Annotated in this window: 23 protein-coding genes; 16 read left to right on the plus strand and 7 right to left on the minus strand. The window is 56.1% G+C overall.

What is annotated here, in order from left to right:
* Nucleotides 1-221 precede the first annotated feature (221 nt).
* From gspC to PUP35_RS07025, 15 genes are all read left to right on the plus strand, one after another.
* Nucleotides 222-953 carry a type II secretion system protein GspC gene (gspC, locus tag PUP35_RS06955; protein WP_274243239.1) on the plus strand — a complete coding sequence of 244 codons (732 nt, stop codon included), beginning with the start codon at nucleotides 222-224 and terminating at the stop codon, nucleotides 951-953.
* Between the two features lie 13 nt (nucleotides 954-966).
* Nucleotides 967-2,892, plus strand: a complete 1,926-nt coding sequence (gene gspD, locus PUP35_RS06960) for a type II secretion system secretin GspD (RefSeq protein WP_274242440.1) — start codon at nucleotides 967-969, stop codon at nucleotides 2,890-2,892.
* 12 nt (nucleotides 2,893-2,904) lie between these two features.
* Nucleotides 2,905-4,383: a type II secretion system ATPase GspE gene (gene gspE, locus PUP35_RS06965; protein ID WP_274242441.1), complete on the plus strand. Its 1,479-nt coding sequence runs from the start codon at nucleotides 2,905-2,907 to the stop codon at nucleotides 4,381-4,383.
* Nucleotides 4,383-5,591 carry a type II secretion system inner membrane protein GspF gene (gene gspF, locus PUP35_RS06970; RefSeq protein ID WP_115874603.1) on the plus strand — a complete coding sequence of 403 codons (1,209 nt, stop codon included), beginning with the start codon at nucleotides 4,383-4,385 and terminating at the stop codon, nucleotides 5,589-5,591. The genes gspE and gspF overlap by 1 nt, the downstream gene beginning before the upstream one ends.
* Before the next feature lie 2 nt (nucleotides 5,592-5,593).
* Entirely contained in the window at nucleotides 5,594-6,043 is a 450-nt protein-coding gene (gene gspG / locus PUP35_RS06975) for a type II secretion system major pseudopilin GspG (RefSeq protein ID WP_274242442.1), read from the plus strand.
* On the plus strand, nucleotides 6,043-6,528 hold the full coding sequence (gene gspH, locus PUP35_RS06980) for a type II secretion system minor pseudopilin GspH (RefSeq protein WP_136194600.1): 486 nt from the start codon (nucleotides 6,043-6,045) through the stop codon (nucleotides 6,526-6,528). The genes gspG and gspH overlap by 1 nt, the downstream gene beginning before the upstream one ends.
* A complete protein-coding gene (gene gspI / locus PUP35_RS06985) occupies nucleotides 6,521-6,904 on the plus strand; it encodes a type II secretion system minor pseudopilin GspI (RefSeq protein WP_115874605.1) in 384 nt (127 codons plus the stop codon). Before gspH ends, gspI begins: the two co-directional genes overlap by 8 nt.
* Nucleotides 6,897-7,577 (plus strand): type II secretion system minor pseudopilin GspJ, encoded by a 681-nt coding sequence (gspJ, locus tag PUP35_RS06990; RefSeq protein ID WP_115874606.1) that lies wholly within the window; start codon nucleotides 6,897-6,899, stop codon nucleotides 7,575-7,577. Before gspI ends, gspJ begins: the two co-directional genes overlap by 8 nt.
* Entirely contained in the window at nucleotides 7,574-8,593 is a 1,020-nt protein-coding gene (gene gspK / locus PUP35_RS06995; RefSeq protein ID WP_274242443.1) for a type II secretion system minor pseudopilin GspK, read from the plus strand. The genes gspJ and gspK overlap by 4 nt, the downstream gene beginning before the upstream one ends.
* Nucleotides 8,594-8,608: 15 nt before the next feature.
* The gene (gene gspL / locus PUP35_RS07000; RefSeq protein WP_274243240.1) at nucleotides 8,609-9,754 is read left to right on the plus strand and encodes a type II secretion system protein GspL; all 1,146 of its coding nucleotides are present in this window, start codon (nucleotides 8,609-8,611) and stop codon (nucleotides 9,752-9,754) included.
* Nucleotides 9,751-10,236 carry a type II secretion system protein GspM gene (gspM, locus tag PUP35_RS07005; protein ID WP_115874608.1) on the plus strand — a complete coding sequence of 162 codons (486 nt, stop codon included), beginning with the start codon at nucleotides 9,751-9,753 and terminating at the stop codon, nucleotides 10,234-10,236. The genes gspL and gspM overlap by 4 nt, the downstream gene beginning before the upstream one ends.
* Nucleotides 10,233-11,030, plus strand: coding sequence for a prepilin peptidase (locus tag PUP35_RS07010; RefSeq protein WP_274242444.1), 798 nt, complete (start codon nucleotides 10,233-10,235; stop codon nucleotides 11,028-11,030). Before gspM ends, PUP35_RS07010 begins: the two co-directional genes overlap by 4 nt.
* 259 nt (nucleotides 11,031-11,289) lie before the next feature.
* Nucleotides 11,290-14,058: a glycosyl hydrolase family 18 protein gene (locus tag PUP35_RS07015; RefSeq protein ID WP_274242445.1), complete on the plus strand. Its 2,769-nt coding sequence runs from the start codon at nucleotides 11,290-11,292 to the stop codon at nucleotides 14,056-14,058.
* Nucleotides 14,059-14,190: 132 nt separating this feature from the next.
* Nucleotides 14,191-14,643, plus strand: a complete 453-nt coding sequence (iagB, locus tag PUP35_RS07020; protein ID WP_274242446.1) for a type III secretion system invasion protein IagB — start codon at nucleotides 14,191-14,193, stop codon at nucleotides 14,641-14,643.
* A gap of 140 nt (nucleotides 14,644-14,783) precedes the next feature.
* Nucleotides 14,784-16,604: a chitinase gene (locus tag PUP35_RS07025; RefSeq protein WP_274242447.1), complete on the plus strand. Its 1,821-nt coding sequence runs from the start codon at nucleotides 14,784-14,786 to the stop codon at nucleotides 16,602-16,604.
* Nucleotides 16,605-16,671: 67 nt separating this feature from the next.
* Here PUP35_RS07025 and PUP35_RS07030 read toward each other — a convergent pair whose 3' ends face one another.
* The 4 genes from PUP35_RS07030 to poxB all read right to left on the minus strand — a co-directional run bounded on the left by PUP35_RS07030 (nucleotide 16,672) and on the right by poxB (nucleotide 21,983).
* A complete protein-coding gene (locus PUP35_RS07030; RefSeq protein WP_274242448.1) occupies nucleotides 16,672-17,685 on the minus strand; it encodes an NAD-dependent epimerase/dehydratase family protein in 1,014 nt (337 codons plus the stop codon).
* Nucleotides 17,686-17,777: 92 nt separating this feature from the next.
* Entirely contained in the window at nucleotides 17,778-19,214 is a 1,437-nt protein-coding gene (locus PUP35_RS07035; RefSeq protein ID WP_274242449.1) for an SDR family oxidoreductase, read from the minus strand.
* A 10-nt stretch (nucleotides 19,215-19,224) separates the two neighbouring features.
* Nucleotides 19,225-20,226, minus strand: a complete 1,002-nt coding sequence (ltaE, locus tag PUP35_RS07040; RefSeq protein WP_274242450.1) for a low-specificity L-threonine aldolase — start codon at nucleotides 20,224-20,226, stop codon at nucleotides 19,225-19,227.
* 38 nt (nucleotides 20,227-20,264) lie between these two features.
* Nucleotides 20,265-21,983, minus strand: a complete 1,719-nt coding sequence (gene poxB, locus PUP35_RS07045) for a ubiquinone-dependent pyruvate dehydrogenase (protein ID WP_274242451.1) — start codon at nucleotides 21,981-21,983, stop codon at nucleotides 20,265-20,267.
* 151 nt (nucleotides 21,984-22,134) lie between these two features.
* Between poxB and PUP35_RS07050 the strand changes: the two genes are divergently transcribed.
* The gene (locus PUP35_RS07050) at nucleotides 22,135-22,569 is read left to right on the plus strand and encodes a DoxX family protein (protein ID WP_115874615.1); all 435 of its coding nucleotides are present in this window, start codon (nucleotides 22,135-22,137) and stop codon (nucleotides 22,567-22,569) included.
* Nucleotides 22,570-22,657: 88 nt separating this feature from the next.
* Here the strand turns inward: PUP35_RS07050 and hcr are convergent, their stop codons facing one another.
* From hcr to PUP35_RS07065, 3 genes are all read right to left on the minus strand, one after another.
* Nucleotides 22,658-23,626 (minus strand): NADH oxidoreductase, encoded by a 969-nt coding sequence (hcr, locus tag PUP35_RS07055; RefSeq protein WP_127730233.1) that lies wholly within the window; start codon nucleotides 23,624-23,626, stop codon nucleotides 22,658-22,660.
* A gap of 10 nt (nucleotides 23,627-23,636) precedes the next feature.
* The gene (hcp, locus tag PUP35_RS07060; protein WP_274242452.1) at nucleotides 23,637-25,289 is read right to left on the minus strand and encodes a hydroxylamine reductase; all 1,653 of its coding nucleotides are present in this window, start codon (nucleotides 25,287-25,289) and stop codon (nucleotides 23,637-23,639) included.
* A 144-nt stretch (nucleotides 25,290-25,433) separates the two neighbouring features.
* Nucleotides 25,434-26,333, minus strand: a complete 900-nt coding sequence (locus PUP35_RS07065; RefSeq protein ID WP_274242453.1) for a lysine exporter LysO family protein — start codon at nucleotides 26,331-26,333, stop codon at nucleotides 25,434-25,436.
* Nucleotides 26,334-26,350: the final 17 nt, after the last annotated feature.

Genomic DNA, 26,350 nt, shown 5'->3' on the forward strand with positions numbered 1-26,350 from the left:
GGATAAAAATATTCGGCCTGCGCTTCTAACATAGGTTTATTTAACGTTCAATCTTTTTCTAAATTATTGTTGGCGGAAGTATAAATGGGCGGGGGAGAGGGAACGCATTAGTATTTACGCCACTTACTCATACAGCCCTGTGCTGTGAATTACTGACTGGCAGAAAGGCTCGTTAAAAAATGCGGATGTCATTTGTTAATCAATTGATTATGCCCTGCGTAATGTTTGTGCTGCTCATTTTCTGCGGCCAGCAAGGGTATATGGTTTATAAAGATTATAAGAAAGTTACGAACAGATTGTCTGATTCAAAGCAGAAGATGCAAAAAAAAAGTCATGATGAAACTCAGTTTGTACTTTTTACGCCGGCGGTGATGCCAGAGAAACAGCCAGCGGCAGTGAAAAAGTCGCTCAGTGCGGAAATCGAAGGTATTCTCAACAGCGACGAAGCCTGGCTGTCCTTTGCGGTGATAAAAACCCCCTCCGGACAAAAGAGCTATCGCGAGGGCGAAATGCTCGCCGGTTTTGACAATGCCTATATTGCCGAAATTCATCCCGATAATGTGGTGGTGAATTATGAAGGCGCACCTCAGGTTATTTCACTTAAAAAACCAGACTATTTTAAAGGCGGCGTTGACAGCGGCCCGGTAACCAAATCGAAGAAAGATGCAGGGTTAGATAATCTGCATCTGGATGATTATCTGGTGTTAAAACCATTAATCGAGAAAGGCCAGCTGGAAGGCTACAACATTAATCCACGCAATGCGTCTCCTTTCTACAGCCATGCTGGCCTGGAAAAAGGTGATGTGGTGGTAAAAGTTGACGATGTGGATATGACTAAAGAGGCGCAGGCAAAAGAGATCGTTGCCCGCTGGTCAAAAATGAAAGAAGCGGATGTCACTATTCGGCGTCACGCTCACCTTGAAAATATTCGGGTCAATGTTCTAAACAATTAATAAGTGTACAGACATGAAGAAATTTCCATGGGCGTGCGTAGCGCTGACCGCATTGTCATTATATTCCGGTTCGCTGTTCGCGGCGAACTTTAGCGCCAGTTTTAAAAATACCGATGTCCGCGAATTTATCGATACCGTCGGGCGTAACCTTAATAAAACCATTCTGGTCGATCCTTCCGTTCAGGGAACGGTGTCGGTGCGTACCTACAACGTGCTGACGGAAGAGGAATATTATCAGTTCTTCCTGAGCGTGCTGGATCTCTATGGTCTGTCGGTGATCCCGATGGATAACGGGATGGTAAAAGTCGTGCGCTCTTCGGTGGCCCGCATGTCGGGCGCACCGATTGCCGACAGCAAAAACCCCGGCAAAGGCGATGAAATCATCACCCGCGTGGTGCGAATGGAGAACGTCCCGGTACGTGAGCTGGCCCCCCTGTTGCGTCAGTTAAACGACGCCTCCGGCATCGGCAACGTGGTCCATTTTGAACCGTCAAACGTGCTGTTGTTAACCGGCAAAGCCTCGGTGGTTAACCGCTTGGTCGATCTGGTACAGCGTGTGGATCAAAGCGGCGTCCAGCGCCGTGAAATCGTGCCACTGCGTTTTGCCTCGGCCAAAGATCTTTCTGACATGTTGAACAATCTCAACAACGAAGAGCAGAAAGGGCAAAACGCCCCGCAGCTGGCGACCAAAGTGGTCGCCGACGATGAAACCAACAGCCTGGTGATTAGCGGCAGCCCGGACGCGCGTCAGCGCACCCGGATGCTCATCTCCCAGCTCGATCGCGAGCAGAACAACGAGGGCAACACCCGCGTCTTCTACCTGAAATACGCCAATGCCAGCAAAGTGGTGCCGGTGCTGACGGGGATCGGAGAGCAATTGAAAGATAAAGCGGGCGGCGGTAAGAGCAAAGCCGCGCCGATGGCAGGCGACCTGAATATTACTGCCGACGAGTCTACCAATTCGCTGGTGATCACCGCCCAGCCAAACGTCATGAATTCGCTGGAGAAAGTGATCGACAAGCTAGATATCCGCCGTCCACAGGTGCTGGTGGAGGCGATCATCGCCGAAGTTCAGGACGGTAACGGTCTGGATCTTGGCGTGCAGTGGACCGGTAAACACGGTGGGGTTCAGTTTGGTTCGACCGGTTTGCCGATTAGCCAGATCAAGAAGTCAAAAGTCATTGGCAGCTATACGGGCCTGGCGACCGGTTTCTTTAACGGCGACTTTGGCGCGCTGATGACGGCGCTGTCCACTAACGGCAAAAACGACATTCTGTCGACGCCGAGCGTGGTGACGCTGGATAACAAAGAGGCGTCGTTCAACGTCGGTCAGGATGTACCGGTACTCTCCGGTTCACAGACCACCAGCGGCGATAACGTCTTTAACTCGGTGGAACGTAAAACCGTCGGTACTAAGCTGAAAATCGTACCGCAGATCAACGATGGCGACATGATCCACCTGAAGATCGAGCAGGAAGTTTCCAGCGTGGATAACACCTCGACGGCCGATGCCAGCCTGGGCCCAACGTTCAACACCCGCACCATCAACAACGAAGTGATGGTCCACAGCGGGCAGACGGTGGTGCTGGGGGGGTTGATGGAAAACGTCACCAAACAGTCGGTCTCGAAAGTGCCGTTGTTGGGCGATATTCCGGTCGTGGGGCAGCTGTTCCGCTATACCTCGCAGGACAGCGCCAAACGTAATCTGATGGTGTTTATCCACACCACCGTACTGCGCGACGACGACAACTACAGCGCGGCGTCGAAAGAGAAATACGATCAGATCCAGGCGCGTCAGCAGCAGCGTATGGAAGAGCACAAGCTGGGCATTGTAGAGAATTCTGATTCCCCGATGCTGCCGGCCTATCCGTCCCAGAGCCGCGCCACGCCGGTGAGCGCCAGTGCGCCGGTGTCGTCCCGCAACCCGTTCAAAGAGTAAGGCGGACGCGACATGACTGAGATGAGTAATGCGCTCTGTACCAGCACCTGGGCGAAAGAGAACGGGGTCCTGTTCAATAACGATGAGGTTTATATCCGCGAGGATGCGCAGGCGTATGCCCTGCTGGAGATGCGCCGCGTGCTGGGGCGCTCCTATGCCCCGACGATCTTGACGGCGGAAGCGTTTGACGAACTGCTGACCAAAATCTGGCAGCAGAACAGCGGCGTCTCGCAGCAGCTGGTGGACGACATGGACGCCGATATTGACCTGATGGCGTTAACCGAGGAGATCCCTGACAACGAAGATCTGCTTGATAACGACGAGAACTCGCCGGTGATCCGCCTGATCAACGCCATTATGGGCGAAGCGGTGAAAGAGGGGGCCTCCGATATTCATATCGAGACCTTCGAGCGCACCCTGAGCATTCGTTTTCGCGTTGACGGCGTGCTGCGTCCGGTGCTGCAACCGGCGCGCAAGCTCGCGCCGCTGCTGGTGTCGCGTATCAAAGTGATGTCCAAACTGGATATCGCCGAAAAACGTCTCCCCCAGGACGGTCGTATTTCGCTGCGCATTGGTCGTAAGGCTATTGACGTGCGTGTCTCCACTATTCCGTCTCAGTACGGAGAACGCGTGGTGATGCGTCTGCTGGATAAAAGCAACCTTAAGCCGGACATCAACAAGCTCGGTCTGATTGACGAAGAGCTGGTGAAGTTAAAGGGACTGATTGAACGTCCGCACGGCATCATCCTGGTGACCGGCCCGACCGGTTCGGGGAAAAGTACCACCCTGTACGCGCTGCTGTCGGCGCTTAACGGTCATGAACGCAACATTCTGACCGTGGAAGATCCGATCGAGTATGAACTGGAAGGGGTAGGACAGACCCAGGTCAACCCGCGCGTGGATATGACCTTTGCTCGCGGGCTGCGCGCCATTCTGCGCCAGGATCCAGACGTGGTAATGATCGGGGAAATTCGTGACGGTGAAACCGCGCAAATCGCGGTGCAGGCGTCGCTCACCGGTCACCTGGTAATGTCTACGCTGCACACCAACAGTGCGGCGGGCGCCATTACCCGTCTGAGTGATATGGGGCTGGAGTCTTTTTTAATTGGTTCGTCGCTGCTTGGCGTCATTGCCCAGCGTCTGGTGCGTCGGCTGTGTCCACACTGCCGCACGACCAGTCCGCTGGATGACAATGAGAAAGCGCTGTTCACCTTTATGGAAACGCCACCGAAAGCGATTTATCGCGCCGTGGGTTGCGAACAGTGTCGCCAGAGCGGCTACCAGGGACGCGCAGGCATCCATGAATTTCTGGTGGTCGACAGCGCCATGCGCCGTGCGATCCATGAAGATAAAGATGAGATGTCCATCGAAACGCAGCTTTTCAAAGAGGCCTACAGCCTGCGTGAAAACGGCCTGCTGAAGGTGATCTCCGGCGTGACCTCGCTGGAAGAGGTGATGCGCGTCACCGCCGAGCGCGGAGGGGATGCGTAATGGCCTGGTATGCGTGGTCCGCGACGGACGCCGCCGGGAAAACCCAGCGCGGCAACCTGCAGGCCGAAGGGCCAAAGCAGGTGCGCCAGATGCTGCGCGAACAAAAGCTGATGCCGGTGAATATCTCCCCAACCAGCGATCCGGCGGCGGGGAAAAACGCCCGTAAAGGGGCAAAACTGTCGATTCCGGTGCTGTCGATGTTTACCCGACAGCTTGCGACGCTGGTCAATGCCGCGCTGCCGCTGGAGAGTGCGCTCAAGGCAATTGCGAAGCAGACGGAAGATAAAACCCTGGCGGCGATGGTGACCGAGATCCGCGACAAGATCGTGGAAGGCCATACGCTGTTCGACGCCTTCAGCCAGTTTCCGCGCAGCTTCGATAAGCTCTACTGCACCCTGGTGATGGCCGGTGAAAAGACCGGCCATCTCGGTGGCGTGCTGGAAAAGCTCGCCGAATACAACGAGCAGCGTCAGAAGATGAAAAGCAAGCTCACCCAGGCGATGGTGTACCCCATCACCCTGACGGTAGTGGCGATCGCGGTGATCTCCATTCTGCTGGTCGCCGTGGTGCCGCAGGTCATCGACCAGTTCACCCATATGAAACAAGAACTGCCGGTGACCACCCGCACGCTGATTGCGGTGAGCGACTTTCTACAGGCCTGGGGCATCGTTATCGCCGGCGGCCTGTTCGGGGCGTCGGCGAGCTTTAAATTTTGGATAAAAAAAGAAAAGAACCGATTTGTTTATCATCGGTGGCTGTTGCTAAATTCACCGCTGAAAAAACTGGTCTGCGCCATCAACAGCGCGCGCTACATCCGCACGCTGAGTATTTTGCAGGCCAGCAGCGTTCCGCTGCTGGAAGGGATGTATATCGCGATGGACGGGATAGAAAACCTCTATGCCCGGCAGGTGCTTGAGCAGGCGGCGGACACCGTGCGCCAGGGGGCATCTCTCTACAACGCGCTGGAACAGGCGAAAATTTTCCCACCCACCATGCTTTATATGGTGGCCTCCGGGGAGGAGAGCGGCGAGCTGGGCTCGTTGATGGATCGCGCGGCGGAAAACCAGGAATCTGCATTACAGCATCGAATTACTTTAACGCTGTCGGTATTTGAGCCGGCACTGGTAGTAACTATGGCGACCGTTGTTTTATTTATCGTTCTTTCAATATTACAACCGCTTCTTCAACTTAATAATATGGTGGGTTAATCATGCCTTTGAAAAAGAATAGCCTGAAGCGTCAGGCGGGATTCACGCTGCTCGAATTAATGGTAGTTATCGTTATTCTCGGTGTGCTGGCCAGTATGGTCGTGCCTAATTTAATGGGCAATAAAGAAAAAGCCGATATACAGAAAGCGACCAGCGATATTGTGGCGCTGGAAGGTTCGCTGGATATGTACAAGCTCGACAACCATCGCTATCCGACCACCGAGCAGGGGTTGCAGGCGCTGGTGACCAAACCTGAAATTGCGCCCATTCCGAAAGGCTACCGTGACGACGGCTATATTCGCCGCCTGCCGCAGGATCCATGGGGCAATGACTATATTCTGGTCAGCCCGGGAGAGCATGGCGCTGTCGATATTTTCTCAGCCGGTCCGGATGCAGAAGCGAATACTGGCGACGATATCAGCAACTGGTCTTTTGATAAAAAAGATAAGTAATGAATAAGCAACGTGGATTTACCCTGCTGGAAATTATCGTGGCGCTGGTGATATTCGCCCTGAGCGCCATGATGGTGGTCACCACCATTCCATCACGCAGCGGCGCAGATACATTTGGTCAGCAGCTAAAATCCCTCGTTGAATATGGTTCTGACCGTGCGGTAATGGACGGAAATATTGTCGGGCTGGTGATGACCTCGTCAGAATTTGAACTGGTGACACAGGTTGGAAATAACGGCGAACGCCACTGGGCACCGCTAAAGGCGGGACGGATCGCGACCCGCGGCGAGTTTCCTGAGGAGATGCATGTCTCCCTCTCGCCGCGAACGCTGGCGGCCACGCTGGACGATGAACCGCAAATCATATTTTTACCGGACGGAGAGCTGAGCCGCTTTACGCTCAGTCTTGAAAGCCTGGATAAAAAGCAGCGCTTTCACGTGACGTCACAGGGCTCTGTTCCCGTGGTGGTGGAAAACGATGACTAAACGCAAAACCAAAGATCAGGGGATGACCCTGCTGGAAGTGATGGTGGCGCTGGTGATTTTCTCCACCGCGGCGCTGGCGCTCATGAACTCCGTCACCCTGAACGTGCGCTTTACCCACAGCCTGTCGGAAACACTGCAGGCCGGCTGGGTGGCGGAAAATCAACTGGCGCAAGCGCAGCTTGCTCAGACCGATTTTCCGGATGCCGAGCAGGTGGGAACCGAAACCATGGGCGGACAAACCTGGACCTGGCATATCCAGCGGGTGAAAACCGCCGAAAATACCTTTGCCGATGAGGTACGGGTTTACAGCGAAGGAAGCGATGCGCAACCGGTGGTGGCACTTCAGCTCGACGAACCGGAGGTGGATCGTGAGTAAGGCGCAGCGTCAGCAGGGCTTTACCCTTCTGGAAATCATGATTGCGCTGGCCATCTTCGCGGTGATCAGCATTCTCGCCTGGCAAATTCTCGACGGCGCGATGCGCACCTCGACGGCCAGCGACGAGGCGGCGACAAAAGTGACGGCGCTTCAGCGCACGTACAATCTGCTTTCGCGCGACTTTTATCAGCAGCAGGCGCGCGCGCCGCGCAACAGCGGCGAGGTGTTCGTTCAGCAGCAGAATGGTCTGGAAATGACAACCCTTAACGGCATTAGCGGTCAGGTGCAGCTAGAGCGGGTGAGCTGGACGTTAAAGGACAAGCGCCTGTGGCGCAACGTCTGGGCTGCTATCGACGGCACCGCCAGCGCGCAGCCGGAAGAAGTACCGATTCTGAACGATGTGAAAGCGATGAAATGGCGTTTCTGGCACGAAGGCTGGCAGGAGAAATGGACCGACATCGCCCATCAGCCTGATGGCGTTGAGCTGAATCTGACTATGGAAAACGGTGAAACCTGGCGCTGGGTTTTTATCACTCCCGGCGATATGCCTGAGATCCAGACCGCACCAAAAGAGACGAATGCGGACCCGGCGCTGCCGGCAGCGGAGAATGCGGCGCAGCCCGTAACCAACCCGCAGCCCGATACGGCAGCACAACCAGGAGTGAGTTCATGAGCGGTAAACCTGCGCGGAAAGAGCGTGGCGTGGCGCTACTGGTGGTGCTGATCCTGCTGGTGATGATGTCCGCCCTGGCGGCGAAAATCAGTCAGCAGTTCTGCCGCCACCTGCAAAAAACGCATTATCAGGTCAGCCAGCAGACGCTGCGCTGGGCCATTGCCCGTCAACAGAAGGTACTGGAAAACGTATTGCAGAAAGCGGCCAGTTCAGAGGGGGCAGGGCTGTCGCCGCGAGGTGACTGGGCCCAGCCCCTGGAAACCCACGGGGATAATTACACCGTGGTGAGTCAGGTGGAGGATGCCCGGACCTGCTTTAACGTCAATAGTCTGCTGGCCGTTGACGCGGCGCCAGCGGCCCCGGCCGACGCCACTGCGCTGCCGGAAAAACCGGTCAAAGAGCAGATTGTCGAACAGCTGCTGACAGAAAGCGGCGTCGGTACGCTGGCGGCAGAAGAGATTTACCAGCAACTGGTGGATTATCTTGACGCCGACGACGTGACGGCGAAACAGGGCCAGGAGGCCGATGCCTGGGCGAGCGTGACGCCCGCCCGTGGTCCGGCGAATCAAATGATGCGCACCATCAATGAAATCAGACTGCTGCCCGCCTTTCCGCAGGCCGCATGGCCGAAGGTCAGCAAACTGCTGTGCGCCTTGCCGGATACGGATGGCACCATAAATGTGAATACCTTAACACGAGAACAGTCGCCGCTGCTGGCGGCGGTTTTTACCGGCGTGTTAAACACGGACGATGCTGCCCGCCTGATCGATTCACGCCCGGAAGAGGGCTGGGAGTCGCTGGAGGCATTCAGCAAAGTGCTGGAGAGCAACTATCCGCAGACCAAAGATATCCTGGCGCAGATTCAGGACAGGGTTGCGGTCAACAGTCGTTATTTTCGGGTGGATACCACCGGCAATACCGATGATTTAACGCTGCGCGTCGTCAGCCAGCTTCACGTTGACAGTGAGGCGGGCAAGGTCGTTACCTGGCAACGCCGCTACCGAATGGTTGAATAAGATAAGTAGAAGATGATGAAAAAGGTGCTTTTTATTCGTCCCGATACCCGTGAGGACGGCAAAATTTGGTGGTGTGAATCCGGTAACGATCGGGTGGAATATCTGACGGGCTGGAGCGCACTGAGCGAACTTTCCTGCCATCCGCTTTCTCAGCAGGTGTGCCTTTTGCTGCCGGCGAGCGAGACGATTTTTCGTCATTTTACCCTGCCGAAAAAAGGACTTTCAGCCCAGACGGCGCAGTTCTCGTGGATGGCGGAAGAGACATTGCTCGGCGAGGTGGAGACGCTGCACTGGACGGTGCTGAACAAAAAGGGGCCAGAAGTAGATGCCGTGGCCATCGACGCTGAACGTCTGCGCCACTGGCTTGAGCTGTTCGCTCAGGCGGGGCTCACGGTGGTCCAGGCGCTGCCGGATGCCTGGCTGCTGCCGGTGAGCGAAGGGGGTACTACGCTGGTGAGCCTGGAAGAGAGCTACTGGCTGCGTTTTTCTCCCAGCAGCGCTGGCGAAGCCGATGCGCTCCTGCTGCCGCTGCTGTTGAGTAAATGCCCGACGGATGAGGTGTGCTGCTATGGCGATGCACCGCAGGAGGTACAGGTGGATGAGCTGCTGGCGTGGCAGCATCCGCTGGTGCTGATCCAGACCCAGTGGCAGGGCTGTCGTATCAACATGCTGCACGGAGAGTTTTCCGGGCGCAGCGCCAGCGGCCCGCGTTTTCGCCACGCGAAAACGGCCCTCGCTGCGGCGGCGCTGGTTTGCGTCGGCCTGCTGATCGGCCCCCGCGTAGGTATGGCGTTGATGCTCACTCACCAGCAAAACGAGATCCACCGTGAGATGACCACCGTAGCGCAGCACTATTTCCCGACCCTGCGCCAGACCAGCAACCTGAAGTACTACGTCGGGCAGAATATCAGCAAGGCTAAGAAAGGGGTCTTCCTGCAGCTCGAAGCGCTGAATCAAATCAAGCAGTCACTGCCGTCTCTGGAGATCAATAACGTGGAATATGACGAAACGCAAAATCAGCTGACGTTGAATGTGAAATCCATGGATAAACAGACCCTGCAGGATTTTATCGCCCGCAGCGCCGATACCTTTGAATTTGCGATGCAGCCGATTTCCGGCGAGGCGCCATATACCGCCATTATTACCGGGAGCTATAAATGAAAACGCAAATAGCCCAGTTAAAAAACCGTTGGCAAAATTATAGTCCACGCGAGCGTAATTTATTTAAACTCTGCGGCGGGGCACTCTGCTGTGCGATGGTTTATTACGGCGCGATGATGCCGCTCGATACTCTGATCAAAAATAACGAGGCCGTGTTATTTAAGCAGAAGCAGACGCTGAACTGGATGCGCCAGGAAATTGATAAAAACCATCTCCAGTCCAGAATAGTCAATACCCCGAATCCGCGCAGCGTGGTGGAAGAAAGTGCCAAAGTCGTGCACGTCGCGTTGACAGACGTGCGTCAGGAAGAGCAGTCGCTAACCTTTGTTGTCGAGCGCGTCAACATTTCTGCCCTGCAAAACTGGCTGCGTGAGATGAACGTTTCTTCCGGTATACACCTGGAGAAACTCGCGTTAACGCCGGTGGATCGTCAGAGTGACGTGAAGGCACGCGTTACGCTGAGCTGGGCGAAAAGCGCATGAACCCGCTAATGCTGTTGCAGCAAGCGAATCTGCCGGGACTGTGCGTGATGAGCGGAGCGCTGGGGGCAATCCTCGGCAGTTTCCTGGGCGTAGTCGCGGAGCGTATTCCGCCGCTGGTAATGGAAGAAGAGGGGGCAGGCAATCTGCTGTTTCCCGCCTCTCACTGCCCGAAGTGCCAGCATGCCCTGAGCGCGTGGGAAAATATTCCCATCATTAGCTGGTGTGCGCTGCGCGGTCGCTGCCGACACTGCAATAGCGCGATTCCGCTGCGGCTGCTGCTGGTGGAAGTCTGTAGCGCTGCCTTTTTCGCCGCCAGCGCCGCGCTGGCACCGTCGTTTTCGGCGCTCATCGCGCTGTGGGTGATGTGGAGTTTTCTGCTGCCGCTGGCGGTGATCGATGCGCGCCATATGCTGCTGCCGGACTGCCTGACCCAGCCGCTGCTGTGGACGGGGCTGATGTTCCATGCCCTGTTCCGGACGCTACCGCTGACCGATGCTATCTTTGGCGCGGTGGCGGGATATCTGTCGCTCTGGCTGGTTTATTGGGCATTCCGCCTGCTGACCGGCCGGGAAGGGTTAGGCTATGGTGATTTTAAGCTGCTGGCTGCGCTAGGCGCGTGGTGCGGATGGCAGGCGTTGCCCTCTATTTTGCTGATCGCGGCGCTGGGGGGCATTATTATGCATTGCCTGTTAAAGCCCTTTGAGAATAAAAATAACCTTATTTCCTTTGGTCCATATATTGCGTTTTCCGGGCTGGCTATATTAATTGCGCAAATTTCGCATTTTATCATTTAAATAATGTAGTCAAGTTTTTTTTGATGTTTTTTCATTTAGGGAATGAAAGGAAAAATTAAATTCCCCACTGTATTCTCCTCTCCGCAATAAAATATTTGTTGAAGGTTTTATGAGTGGAGGGAAGTACGGCGTACTAATAAGAAGGTCTTTCGTGAACCAGAAGCGTTCATGATTAATTTATCAGTCAATAACGTTCGTCCATGTTTAATGGAAAAGCATGGGTATTTAATTTCACAAATCGTATTATCAGGATCAAATAATGAAATTTCTGAAGCCTAAATATCTGGCACTCTTCGTTGCAGCGGCTGCAAGCCCGGTGTTCGCAGCAGTGCCCGGTAAAGCAACTATCGCCAGTGGTAATGATAAATTTGCCATTGTTGAAGTTGATCAGTCTGCTTCTGCTTACAACAACCTCGTCAAAGTTCATGATGGCGCCGATGTTAAAGTGCAGTGGGACGTCTGGAGCGGCGCGGCGCCGACTTCAGCGAAAGTGCTGCTTGACGGCAAAACCGTCTGGACCGGCGCAGGCAGCATGTCCGGCACGGCTACGTTTAAAGTGAAGAAAGGCGGTCGCTATCAGGAAACGGTTGAGCTCTGCAATGCCAGCGGCTGCAGCACCAGTGCCAGCAAACTGATTATCGTCGCGGATACCGACGGTAGCCATCTGCTGCCACTCAACACCACCATGCAGGAAAATAACAAAACCCTCTCTAAGCACACCGATAAAGTGGTGGGGGCCTATTTCCCTGAGTGGGGTGTTTACGACCGTAACTTCCCCGTGGACAAAATTCCGGCGGCTAACCTTAACCACATTCTGTATGGCTTCATTCCAATCTGCGGCGGCGACGGCATCAACGACAGCCTGAAAACCATTGAGGGCGGTAACAGCTTCGAAGCGCTTAAGCGCGCCTGTGCGGGCCGTCAGGACTTCCAGGTGGCGATCCACGACCCGTGGGCCGCACTGCAGAAGCCTCAGGCTGGCGTAAGCGGCTGGGACGATCCCTACAAAGGTAACTTCGGCCAGCTGATGGCAATGAAGAAAGCCAACCCGGGCCTGAAAGTGCTGCCTTCTATCGGTGGCTGGACCCTTTCCGATCCGTTCTTCAAAATGCATGACAAAGCGATCCGCGATCGCTTCGTGGCTTCCGTTAAAGATTTCCTGAAAACCTGGAAATTCTTCGACGGTGTGGATATCGACTGGGAATTCCCGGGCGGCGGCGGTCAGAACGAAACGCTGGGCAACCCGCAGCAGGATAAAGAAACCTATACCGCACTGATGCGCGAACTGCGCGCCATGATGAATGAACTGTCAGCCGAAACCGGCCGTACCTTTGAGCTGACCTCAGCAATCGGTTCAGGCAGCGACAAAATTGAAGACGTTGATTACACCACTGCCCAGCAGTATATGGATCACATCTTCCTGATGAGCTACGACTTCTACGGCGGCTGGAGCAACACCGAGCTGGGTCACCAGGCGGCACTGCGTGCGCCGGCGAACAAACCGGATACTAATTACACCACCGAAAACGGAGTGAATGCACTGCTCGCGCAGGGTGTACAGCCAGGCAAAATTGTCGTGGGGACGGCCATGTATGGTCGCGGCTGGACCGGCGTTCACGGTTACAGCAATAACAACCCGTTCACCGGCACGGCAACGGGCATGGTGAAAGGGACCTGGGAACCGGGCGTGGTTGACTATCGTCAGATCGTTAACGAGTACAAAGGCAAAGCGGGCTGGGAATACAACTATGATGCTACCGCTGAAGCGCCGTATCTGTTTAACAAAACCACCGGCGATCTGATCACCTATGAAGATGCCCGTTCCGCAACGGCGAAAGGTCAGTATGTGCTGGCGAAAAATCTGGGCGGTCTGTTTGCCTGGTCTATCGACTCCGATACCGGAGACATTCTGAACGCGATGAATGAAAGCCTGACAGGCGGCGGCGCTGCGCCGGTTGATCCGGTAGTGACCAACCATGCGCCTGTGGCGACTGCCGCTGACCAGAGCGTAACCGGTCCGGCGACGGTGACCCTGGATGGCTCGGCTTCCACCGATCCGGATGGCGATGCCATCACCTACAAGTGGACGCAGATCTCTGGCCCGTCGGTGACTATCACCAACAGCACCAAAGCGAAAGCGACCTTCAACGTTGCCGCTGTCACCAGTAACCAGACTCTGGCGTTCCGCCTGACGGTTACTGACGCGAAAGGATTGAGCAGTACTGCTGACGTCCAGGTCGTGAACAAAGCGCCGAAAGCAAACCAGGCACCGGTAGTGAACCAGATGGAAGCCGTGACGCTGGAAGCGGGCCAGAGCTACTCTCTGCACGCTCAGGCTAACGATCCTGATGGCGACGCGCTGACCTACTCCTGGAGCGTTCCTGCGAATATGCAGGCGACAGGCGCAGACACCGCGAACCTGAACATCACCGCACCGGACGTGGACACGGAATCAACTTACACGCTGACCGTGGTGGTAAGCGATGGCAAGTCCAGCGTACAGACTAACGTACAGGTGACGGTAACGCCTAAAGCAGCGGAAACGCCGTCTGACGAAGGCAACACCCCATCCGATGAAGACAACGCGCCGTCTGACGAAGGAAATACCCCATCCGATGAAGGCAACACGCCATCTGACGAAGGTAACACCCCATCAGATGAAGGCAACACGCCGTCTGACGAAGGTTCTGCCACCAATAGCTGCGATAAGCCTGTTGACGCCAACGCCAGTAAATATGCTGCCTGGAGCGCAAGCAAGGTTTACAACGCGGGGAATACCGTCAGCTTCGACAACCTGGTCTGGAAAGCAAAATACTGGACTCAGGGCAACCAGCCGGGCTTTGGTGTGGATGCATGGGAGCTGGTAAGTCAGGTGAAATTCAACTGGCGCTCCGACGTGGTTTATAACGGCGGCGACACCACTACCTACAACGGTTACACCTACACCGCGAAATGGTGGACGAAGGGTGATAAACCAGGTAGCAGCGATGTATGGGTGAAAAAAGGCCCGGCGACTGACTGCCAGTAAGCCACTGCTATAACGATGCGGGTAAGAAATTTGCCCGCTATTACGGTCCACGTCCCGAGACGGACGTGGGCCGTAAATCAGGAAAAGAGTAATAACCGCGTAAGGAGACAATGAAAAAGAGCCGGACTGAAAATGAAAACGTTATTTTTATTGTTGCTGGTAATAAGCCATAGCGTCTTTGCCAACTGCTGGGATAAAGCCGCCAGTTATTATCATGTGGATCCTTATCTGTTATATGCCATTGCTAATGTTGAATCGGGAATGAATCCCAATGCGATTGGACTGAATCATGATGGCACGCGTGATGTCGGACTGATGCAGATTAACAGCTCACATTTTTCCGAGCTGGGGCGCAAAGGCATTAATGAATACCGGTTAATTACCGAGCCCTGCACCTCGATTATGGTTGGCGCATCGATATTATCCGGAATGATTAAAATTTATGGCTATAACTGGGAGGCGGTCGGCGCCTATAACGCGGGTCTGAAAAAAGAGAATTTCGCGCAGCGCATGGTCTATGCCCGCAAGGTCTGGAATAAATATCAGAAGTTAAAACGTAGCACCCGCAACCGTTATTATTATTGATTTTTGTTTTTTGAAGAGTACCGACTGGTGTTCTTCATAAAACGAAACTGCTCCCGGGTTTATTTATTAAATGATTAATAAATAAACCGCGAAAAAATTAACTTTTATTGACCCTTAATATAATTAAGAGGACTATTGACATGAACAAAAGGACATTACTCAGTGTTCTTATCGCGGGCGCATGCGTTGCACCGTTTATGGCTCAGGCAACCCTGCTGCAGGCCAGCAGCGAACCTTACACCGTTAAGGCCAGCGATCTGCAGAAGAAAGAGCAGGAGTTGACCAACTTCCCGCTTATGGCTTCAGTGAAGTCAACCATCCGCACGCTGGACAACAGCCTGGTGGAACAAATTGAGCCGGGGAAATCGACAAACCCGGAAAACGTCAAGCGCGTGGAAGGGATTATCAAGGCCAGCGACTGGGATTACCTCTTCCCACTGCGTGCGCCGGAATATACTTACAGCAACTTCCTGAAAGCGGTCGGTAAATTCCCGGCACTGTGCCAGACCTATACCGATGGTCGTAACAGCGATGCCATCTGCCGTAAGTCTCTGGCAACCATGTTTGCGCACTTCGCGCAGGAAACCGGCGGCCACGAGTCGTGGCGTCCGGAAGCCGAGTGGCGACAGGCGCTGGTCTACGTGCGTGAGATGGGCTGGAGCGAAGGTCAGAAGGGCGGCTACAACGGTGAATGTAACCCGGATGTCTGGCAGGGCCAGACCTGGCCGTGCGGTAAAGACAAAGATGGCGATTTCGTTAGCTACTTTGGTCGCGGTGCGAAACAGCTCTCCTATAACTACAACTACGGCCCGTTCTCTGAAGCGATGTACGGCGACGTCCGTGTACTGCTGGACAAACCTGAGCTGGTGGCGGACACCTGGCTGAACCTTGCTTCCGCGATCTTCTTCTTCGCCTACCCGCAGCCGCCAAAACCGAGCATGCTGCAGGTTATCGACGGCACATGGCAGCCGAACGATCACGATAAGGCGAATGGTCTGGTACCAGGCTTCGGCGTGACCACGCAGATCATCAACGGCGGCGTGGAGTGTGGCGGCCCGACTGAGATCGCCCAGTCTCAAAACCGTATCAAATATTACAAAGAGTTCGCCAACTACCTGAAAGTACCAGTTCCTTCTAACGAAGTGCTGGGCTGTGCCAACATGAAACAGTTCGACGAAGGCGGTGCCGGCGCGCTGAAGATCTACTGGGAACAGGACTGGGGATGGAGCGCGGATACTCCGTCAGGCCAGACCTACTCTTGCCAGCTGGTGGGTTACCAGACGCCATTCAGCGCCTTTAAAGAGGGGGACTACACCAAATGCGTGAAGCATTACTTCAATGTGAACGTTGTGGGTGAAGACGGGACTTCCGACGGCGGCAGCGTCACGCCAACCCCGACGCCAACACCGACCCCGACCCCTGTCGACCCAACGGACGAAGGCAACACCACGCCGGTGCCAGACGATAATACGCCAGCGCCTGTAAACCATGCGCCGGTAGCAAAAATCTCCGGCCCGGTGGGGGCGGTTGAAGCGGGTAAATCTGTTTCTCTGAACGCGTCTGGCTCGACTGACGAAGACGGTAACCACCTGACTTATACCTGGACGGCTCCGAACGGCCAGACCGTAAGCGGCGAAGATAAAGCGATTATTACCTTCAATGCGCCAGACGTGGCAGCGGCGACGCAGTATCAGATCAACCTTACCGTCAGTGACGGCGAGCTGAGCAGCAGCACCAGCTATACGCTGAACGTACAGCCTAAACAGGCCAGCGGCGGCCAGACCGGGACTTACCCAACCTGGACGTCCAAAACCAAATGGAAAGCAGGCGATATCGTTAACAACCGCGGCCAGCTGTTCCAGTGCAAACCTTACCCGTACAGCGGCTGGTGCAATAACGCGCCATCCTACTACGAGCCTGGTAAAGGGATTGCATGGCAGGACGCGTGGACTGCGCTGTAATCAGCAAAATGACAAACGGCAACCTTCGGGTTGCCGCTTTTTTCATCGTAAAAATGTCGGGCCCCATCTACCGAGGAAGCTTCCCGTGATCCCGCAGCCACGCCGCGGTGCGCATAATCCCTTCATCCAGCGTCACAACCGGTTTATACCCTAGCTCATTCTCCGCTCGCGAAATATCCAGCGTGAAGTCAAAGTTAAGTTTAGAGACGCCGTAATGCGTCAGCGCAGGCTCTTTGGCTGATTTACTGCCAAAGCGCTCCATGCTGCGGGCAATCATATCCAGCATTGGATAGGGAACAGAACGGATACGGCAGTCGATCTGCAGCTCGTCAATTAAGCGCTGCACAATGCTGCGCAGCGTGCAGGGTTCGCCGTTGGTGATGTTGTAGGCGCGACCGGAGGTAAGCTTATCGCAGTCCGGCTGGCTGGCCAGCCACATGGCGTGAACGGCATTTTCGTAATAGGTCATATCGACCAGCGCATCGCCGCCGCGCGGCAGCAGCACGCTGCCGTAGTGGTGCATCATCTGCGCCAGACGCGGAATAAACACCTTGTCGTGCGGCCCGAACAGGCTCTGCGGACGCAGGACCGTAAAGCGGGTATGCGGGTTTGACTGCGCCAGCAGGTCGATGACCTCTTCGCTGGCCGCCTTGCTGCGGGCAAACTCGCAGGCAAAGCGAGCAGGGCGGAAATCTTCCTGCACGTCACGATGGTGGTGATAGTCGAAATAGAGTGACGGTGACGAGATATGAATAAAGTTACGCACGCCCCAAGCAACGGCCCATTCACCCAGACGGCGGGTAGCCCGCACGTTGGCGAGATCGAAGGCTTCCTGGGTTCCCCACGGGGAGGTAAAACTGGAGCAGTGCCACAGCGTGTCGATACCGGCGAGCATCACCTTCGCCTGCGAGGAGACCAGCTCCGTCAGGTCGGCATGGACGAACTCTGCGCCCATTTTTTGCAGCAGTTTTCCCATCGCTTCGTTGCGACCGGTAGCCCTGACGCTGATGCCCTTGTTGCGCAGAAATTCGACCGCATTTCGGCCTAAGCCGCTGGTCGCCCCGGTAACCAGTACCTTCATATCAATCCACTGTGTTGAAAAGAATTTCGTGCGCATTCTTTCGTGAATTACGGCGCTATGCAATGGGAAAGGTGAAAGAAAGAGAGTTTTATTTAGATCTTTTCCGTCTTTTGTTCTGCCAGTTGCGCAATGCGTTTCGCCATCCCCCGGAAGATAAACAGGTGGGCAGGGATCATCAACAGCCAGTAGAACAGACCCGGCATTCCGTGCGGATGCCACCAGGCGCGCACGTCCAGTTCACGATAATCCCCTTTGTCTTTCAGGGTAAAGCAGAGTCGACCCAGCCCCGGGGCTTTCATGCCGAACAGCAGCGCCAGCTGTTTTTCCGGCTCGACGATGATCACCTTCCAGCTATCTACCGTGTCACCCACCGCAAGATACGGGTTTGCCGGGCGGCCTTTTTCCAGCCGGTGGCCCACCAGCAGGTCCATCGCCCCGCGCGTTTGCCAGAGGATATTACCGAAGAAATACCGTTCTTTGCCGCCAATCTGGTTCACCACTTCCCACAGCGCGGCCAGGCTGGCGTGGGTTTTCACCGTGCAGCCCGCCTGTTTCGGGTAATAGCCGTACTCCGGGCGCCAGCGGGCAAACGCCTGAGCGTCGTAACCCCAGTCGCTGGAGTTCACCAGCTGTTCTTCTTCTTTCAGCGTCTTGCGCACGGCATCGTCAAAGCGGATCAGCTCCTGGGGAATTAAGGCGCGCAGCTCGCGATCGTCCGCCAGTAAATCGTGCTTCAGCCCCTGGATAAGCGCTTTGGCGGTCGTCGGCGGCACGGAGGTGATCACATTCAAAAACCACACCGAAATCCAGCGGGTCGGGAAGGGGATGGGGATCAGCCAGCGGCGGCGTCCGCTGACGTGCATGAAATGTTCGAACTGCTCCTGATAGCTCAGCACTTCCGGGCCTGCCGCCTCCAGCACGCGGTGTTGCTCCGCCGGGCGATCCAGCAGGGCTATCAGATAATGCAGCAGGTTCTCCAGCGCAATCGGCGTGGTGCGCGAACGCACCCAGCGCGGCGGCGTGAGTACCGGCAGGTTGTAGACCATATCGCGCATCACTTCGAAGGCGGCGGAGCCTGCGCCAACGATGATCCCGGCGCGCAGTTCGGTGACGGGAATATTGGCGCCGCGCAGGGTCTCAGCCGTCAGCTGGCGGGCACGCAGATGATCGGATTGCTCATGCTCGGGAGCCTGAAGCGAGCTTAAAAAAATCACCTGCTTAACCGGGGTTTGCAGCAGCGCATCGCGAACGTTCATCGCCACCTGCCGCTCGTGGGCGATGAAATCCCCGCCTTCGCCCATGCTGTGCACCAGGTAGTAAAGCGTGTCGACCTCTTCCAGCAGGGCGGGAAGTTCCTTCGGCCAGTTGAGGTCAACGTTGTGGCAGGTGACGCCAGGCAAACCGAGTTTTTGCAGGCGTTCGGTGTTGCGTGCCGCAGCCAGCACCTGATGTCCCTGCTGGCTTAGCGCCGCGGTGAGATGCTGACCGATATACCCGCTGGCGCCGAGCACCAGAATGCGTTGCGGCACGTGATGCTCCTTATCGCTGTAAAAACGCCTGCCAGTGTTTCACCACGTCCGCCAGCTGTTCGCGGCTCACGTCGAGATGCATGACCAGGCGCACGACAGGTGAGGCGTTGATCAGCACGCCACGTGATTTCATAAATTCGCCAAGCGCAGCGGCGCGATCCTCGCCCACGCGGACGAACAGCATGTTGGTGTCGTGGCGCATCACGTCGGCGCCAATCTCGCGCAGCTGCGCCGCCATCCACGCGGCGTTGTCGTGATCGTCCTTCAGACGCGCCACGTTGTTTTTCAGGGCATACAGCCCGGCAGCCGCCAGAATACCCGCCTGACGCATCCCGCCGCCGGTCATTTTGCGCCAGCGGTTGGCGCGCTTGACGTAGTCCGTATTGCCAACCAGCAGTGAACCTACAGGCGTGCCCAGTCCTTTTGACAGGCAGATGGTGAACGAGTCGCAGTATTGCGTAATCTCTTTCAGCTCGCAGCCATACTCCACTACGGCGTTAAAGATACGCGCGCCGTCCACGTGCAGGCCGAGTTTACGCTCGCGGGTAAATTCCCACGCCGCCTTCAGGTACTCGCGCGGCAGCACTTTGCCGTTGTGGGTGTTTTCGAGGCTGAGCAATTTGGTACGGGCGAAATGAATATCGTCGGCTTTGATTTTCGCCGCGACCTTATCGAGCGGCAGGGAGCCGTCCGGCGCGGCGTCAATCGGCTGCGGCTGAATGCTGCCGAGCACGGCCGCACCGCCGGCTTCGTAGAGATAGTTATGCGCACCCTGGCCGACGATATACTCTTCACCTCGCTCGCAGTGGCTGAGCAGCGCGACCAGGTTCGCCTGTGTGCCTGTCGGCATAAACAGGGCGGCCTCCTTGCCGCTCAGTTCTGCCGCATAGCGCTGCAGTTCGTTTACCGTCGGATCGTCACCGTAGACGTCGTCCCCGACCGGAGCGGCCATCATCTCTTCGAGCATGGCCCGACTCGGGCGGGTAACGGTATCACTGCGTAAATCAATCATTTCACATCCCTTTAATTTAAGAGGTCATGTGAAGTGTTTTACCTGAGCCAGTTGGTTTTTGCCAGTTCGATCACCTCGTCGCCTCGGCCGCTGATGATTGCGCGCAGCATGTACAGGCTAAAGCCTTTGGCCTGCTCAAGCTTGATCTGCGGCGGGATCGCCAGCTCTTCTTTGGCGACGACGACATCCACCAGCACCGGGCCGTCGATGGAGAAGGCGCGCTGCAGGGCTTCATCCACCTCGGAGGCTTTCTCCACGCGAATACCGGTGATGCCGCAGGCCTCGGCGATGCGCGCGAAGTTGGTGTCGTGCAGCTCGGTACCGTCCGTGAGATAGCCTCCGGCCTTCATTTCCATCGCCACGAAGCCCAGCACGCTGTTGTTAAACACCACGATTTTTAGCGGGAGCTTCATCTGTACTACCGACAGGAAATCCCCCATCAGCATGCTGAACCCGCCGTCGCCGCACATCGCCACCACCTGACGCTCCGGCGCCGTGGCTTTTGCGCCCAGCGCCTGCGGCATGGCGTTGGCCATCGAGCCGTGGTTAAACGAGCCGAGCAGGCGACGTTTGCCGTTCATCTTCAGATAGCGTGCCGCCCAGACGGTTGGCGTGCCCACGTCGCAGGTAAAAATGGCGTCTTCGTCCGCGAAATGACTGATCTGCTGCGCCAGGTACTGCGGGTGAATGGCTTTGTCGCTCGGTTTGGCGAGATCGTCCAGCCCCTTGCGGGCATCGCGATAGTCGCTTAGCGCCTTATCAAGGAACTTGCGATCGGTTTTCTCTTCCAGCAGCGGCAGCAGGGCGGAAAGGGTGGATTTGATATCGCCCACCAGCGCCATATCGACCTTGCTGTGCGCGCCGATACTGGCAGGGTTGATATCAATCTGAATGATTTTGGCATCCGTCGGGTAGAACGCGCGATACGGGAACTGGGTACCAAGCAGGATCAGCGTGTCGGCGTTCATCATGGTGTGGAAGCCTGAAGAAAAACCGATCAGTCCGGTCATGCCAACATCGTAGGGGTTGTCGTACTCGACGTGCTCTTTGCCGCGCAGGGCGTGGACAATCGGGGATTTCAGCTTTCCGGCAAATTCCAGCAGCTCCTTGTGCGCGCCAGCGCAGCCGCTGCCGCACATCAGGGCGATATTGCTGGAGTAACGCAGCAGCTGCGCCAGCTTTTTCAGCTCCTCTTCTGCTGGCGTGACGACGGGCTGCGGGGCGTGATACCAGTGGGTGCTTGCCCCTTCTGGCGCAGCCTTGAGGGCCACATCGCCCGGAATAACGACCACAGAAACGCCGCGATTCAGCAAGGCTTTACGCATGGCGATCGCCAGCACCTGAGGGATCTGCTCCGGGGATGAAACCAGTTCGCAATAGTGGCTGCATTCACGGAACAGCTCCTGCGGATGCGTCTCCTGAAAATAGCCGCTGCCGATTTCGGACGAGGGGATGTGGGCGGCAATCGCCAGCACCGGCACGTGATTGCGGTGACAGTCGAAGAGACCGTTGATCAGATGAAGGTTACCCGGCCCGCAGGATCCGGCGCAGACGGCCAGTTCACCCGTAAGCTGCGCTTCAGCGCCTGCGGCGAAGGCGGCAACCTCTTCATGGCGGGTCGGCATCCATTCGATGGTCTTCATCTTGTTAAGGCTGTCGCTGAGTCCGTTCAGGGAGTCGCCGGTGACGCCCCAGATACGTTTTACGCCAGCCTGTTCGAGCGTTTTCGCTATATATGCAGCCACGGTTTGTTTCATGGTTGTCCGTCTCCTTTTTGTGATAACGCTTACAAGCTTAGAAGAAAGTCTCCGTATTGCCCGTCGTATCCCCACAATTAAAAGGTGCTTTTCACGCGCAATTATTCGGCATAATCTGGCAGTGTCTCAGTTAAAACAGGAATAATTTCAAATGGTTAAATCATTGTTAATTGCTGTTAATGAAAAGCTATCGTGCGACGATCTTGGCAAACTCTTGTTACGACTTGCCGTCGGCGGGCTGATGCTTTTTCACGGTTTGCACAAGCTTTTTGGCGGCGTGGGGTTTATCAGCGGCATGCTGGTGGAAAAAGGGCTGCCGGGATTTATCGCCTACGGCGTGTTGGTTGGCGAAGTCGTGGCGCCGATCCTGATTATTGTCGGGTTGTTTACGCGGCCGGCCGCGCTGGTACTGGCGTTTACGATGATTGTGGCGTGGCTGATGGTGGGAATGGGTGAAACGTTCGCCCTTGATAAGGTTGGGGCATGGGCGATTGAAAGCCTGGTGTACTTCTTTATCGGCTCGCTGGCTGTCGCGTTTTTAGGGGCAGGGCGGTTTGCGCTGGGTAAAGCGCCCGCGTGGCGGTAAAATTGTTGGTCGGGTAAACGCAGTACCGCCCGGCAAAAAAGCCCGGTGGCGCTGACGCTTACCGGGCCTACGAACGAACGTTTATCGTTTATGCGAGGATCAAATCCCCCTGCGGATGGCACGAGCACGCCAGCACGTAACCCTCGGCAATTTCCGCGTCGGACAGCGTCATGGTGCTGGTGACGGTGTACTCACCGGAAACCACTTTGGTTTTACAGCAGCCACACACGCCAGCACGACAGGCAGCCGCTACCGGCACCTTGTTGCTTTCCAGCGCCTCCAGCAGCGTGGTCCCCACGCGGCCAAAGAAGGTCTGGGCAGGCTGCAGTTTGGTGAACCTAACGCCGCTGCTTGCCGCTTCCGCCACCGGCGTGAAGAACTGCTCTTTGAAGAAGCGGGTTACGCCAAGCGCTTTCACTTCTTCTTCCACGATAGCCATGTACGGCGCCGGGCCGCAGGTCATCACCGTTCGGTTCGCAACATCCGGCACGCTTTGCAGCAGCTCGCGGCTCAGGCGACCGGGCACAAAACCGTGGGTCGCGTTGTGCTCAGCCACCAGCGTCACCGGGTATTCACGCCACTCCTCGGCAAAAATCACATCTTCCGGGGAACGGACGCTGAAGATCGTCTGCACGTCGGCCTGGGGGCGGTTCTTCGCCAGCCAGCGGCGCATTGACATAATCGGCGTTACGCCACAGCCCGCCGCCAGCAGCAGGAATTTATCGTCAGCTTTGTCGTCACAGGTGAATTCCCCCTGCGCGTCGGACAGCCAGATGTAATCCCCGCGCTTCACGTCCTGCGTCAGCCACTGGGAGCCCGCGCCGTCGTCAATGCGGCGGACGGTGAGCGTAATGTATTCGCTCACGCCCGGCGTCGAGGAGATCGTGTAGGCGCGCAGGGTGTCCGCCGAATTGCGAATGCTGACCAGCGCATACTGGCCTGCACGATATGGATAGTAGTCATGGCACAGCAGCGACAGCGTCCACACATCCGGCGTCTCCTGACGGATGTGATGAACCTGCATCCGCCACGGGCATTGTGAGGTTGGCATGGTCATGAATAACTCCTTACGCGCTCAGCAGCTGTTTCATATCGTCTTCAACGTTGGTCACGGAACGCAGGCCGAATTTCTCGTTCAGCACGGCCAGCAGGTCCGGCGTCAGGAAGCCTGGCGCGGTCGGTCCGGTCACGATGTTGGTGACGCCAAGAGAGAGCAGGGTCAGCAGGATGACAATCGCTTTCTGCTCGAACCATGACAGCACCAGAGACAGCGGCAGGTCGTTCACGCCGCAGCCCAGTTTCTCCGCCAGGGTGACCGCCAGAATGATGGCCGAGTAAGCATCGTTACACTGGCCCGCATCGATCAGGCGCGGCAGACCTTCGATGTCGCCGAAGTCCAGCTTGTTGAAACGGTATTTGCCGCATGCCAGGGTCAGGATCAGGCAGTCTTCCGGCACGCGGGTGGCGAAATCGGTGAAGTAGTTACGCTCGCCGCGCGCGCCGTCGCAGCCGCCGACGAGGAAGATGTGGCGCAGCTTTTCACGGCTGACGAGGTCAATCAGCGAATCGGCGGCACCCAGCAGGGTTTCACGACCGAAGCCGACGGTAATAAGGTGCGGAATTTCGCTGTACGGGAAGCCCGCCATCTGCTGCGCCTGGGCGATAACCGGACCGAAATCGTCACCTTCAAGATGGCTCACGCCCGGCCAGCCGACGATGCTGCGGGTCCAGATGCGGTCATCGTACGCGCCGACGGTCGGGTCGATGATGCAGTTAGAGGTCATCACGATAGGGCCAGGGAAGCGGGCGAACTCCACCTGCTGGTTCTGCCAGCCGCTGCCGTAGTTACCGATGAGATGCTTAAATTTACGCAGCTCCGGGTAGCCGTGCGCGGGCAGCATTTCACCGTGGGTATAAACGTTAACGCCGGTGCCTTCGGTTTGCTTCAGCAGGTTGTAGAGATCTTTCAGGTCGTGACCGGAAATCAGGATGCACTTGCCTTCGGTAGCCTTGACGTTGACCTGCGTTGGCGTCGGGTGGCCGTAGGTGCTGGTTTCACCGGCATCCAGAATGCTCATCACCCTGAAGTTCATCTGGCCGATTTCCATTGAGCACTCAAGCAGGGCATTCATATCGGCAGGCCAGGTGCCCAGCCACGCCATGATTTTGTGGTACTGCGCATAAATCTCATTGTTGTACTGACCCAGAACGTGCGCGTGCTCCATATACGCCGCAGCGCCTTTCAGGCCGTACAGGCACAGCAGGCGCAGGCCGAGAATGTTTTCCCCAATCGCCGCTTTGTCTTTGTTCGGGGTGAATTCTGCCGCCTGGCGCTGGAGGTCGCCGAGATCGTCGCTGACCAGCTGAAGTTCTGACATCGGGTTTTCCACGCGGGCGCTGGCATCCGCCTTCAGGCACTGTGCCTTCAGCGCTTCACGCAGGGCAATCGCTTCGCGGGCGTAGCCGACAATGCGCGGAGAGTCGAAGTTAACGTTGGTCAGCGTGGAGAAAAACGCGCGCGGGGCGAAGCTGTCGACGTAGTGGTCGACTATGCCGTATTCGCGGGCTTTGAACGCCCAGGCGGAAAGTCCTTGCAGAGCCGCAATCAGCAGGTCCTGCAGGTCAGATGTTTCTGCGGTTTTGCCGCACATACCCTGTGCGTAAGAGCAGCCATTGCCTGCCGGGGTACGGATGGTTTGTTCACATTGCACACAAAACATAATCACACCTGTTAAAGTTATATTTGATATACATGTTTAAGGTTATGCTCGTGCCGGAACGGTGAAAAGGGCTTTCTGCTACAAAATAGAGGGAGATTGATTTAGCGCAATTTTGGCGGCAGGAAACCTACCGCCAAAGAAGTATCAGGCCGAGAAAAAGGCCATCAGAACCGGAACCAGCAGGCTTAAAATGAAGCCGTGAACGATAGCCGCGGGCACCATCTCCAGCCCGCCGGAGCGTTGTAATACCGGCAGGGTAAAGTCCATCGACGTCGCACCGCACAGGCCCAGCGCGGTAGAACGACTGCGGCGAACCAGGCTCGGGATCAGCATGATGGCGATCAGCTCTCGCGCCAGATCGTTAAAGAAGGCGGCGCTGCCGATCACCGGGCCGAATGATTCAGTAAGCAGAATACCGGAGAGGGAGTACCAGCCAAAACCTGACGCCATCGCCAGGCCGGTTTTCAGCGGCAGATCGAGAATAAAGGCGTTAATGACGCCCGCCACCATGGAACTGGCAACAACAATGACGGCAACCATCATTCCCCGACGGTTGAGGACAATTTGCTTCAGGGTCATGCCATTATTTCGCAGCTGTATACCAATCAGGAACAGCAGGAAGATCAGCGTATATTCGCTGGCCTCTGTCGCGTGCTGTAAAAAAGCCCAACCGGTCAGCCCAAGAAGAAAACCGAGCACCACGACGCCGCATAATTTTAATGATTCAAGCGCCATTGCAATTCGTGAAGGAAGCTTTTCCTGATGATGGTGATTTTTCCATGGAATAGTGCGTTCCAGCCACAGCAGCGCGGCAATATTGCACAGCAAAATAACGACTACGGTGACGACAGAATAATGGAGAATTGAGAGTAAATTCGCTGACAGGTTGTCCAGAAATGCCAGGCTAATCCCCATAAAGAAAAGAATCACGTAGACAATCCAGCTCAGGAATCGATTAATGAGCCTTAATGCGGATTCACGATGGAGCGGAATAAGATAGCCCACGATCAAGGGCAACAAAATGATGAGGAGTCCTGAAAACATGAACAGCCGGTCCTTTT

Source organism: Enterobacter sp. S-33 (assembly GCF_028735835.1).
Taxonomy (GTDB): domain Bacteria; phylum Pseudomonadota; class Gammaproteobacteria; order Enterobacterales; family Enterobacteriaceae; genus Enterobacter; species Enterobacter vonholyi.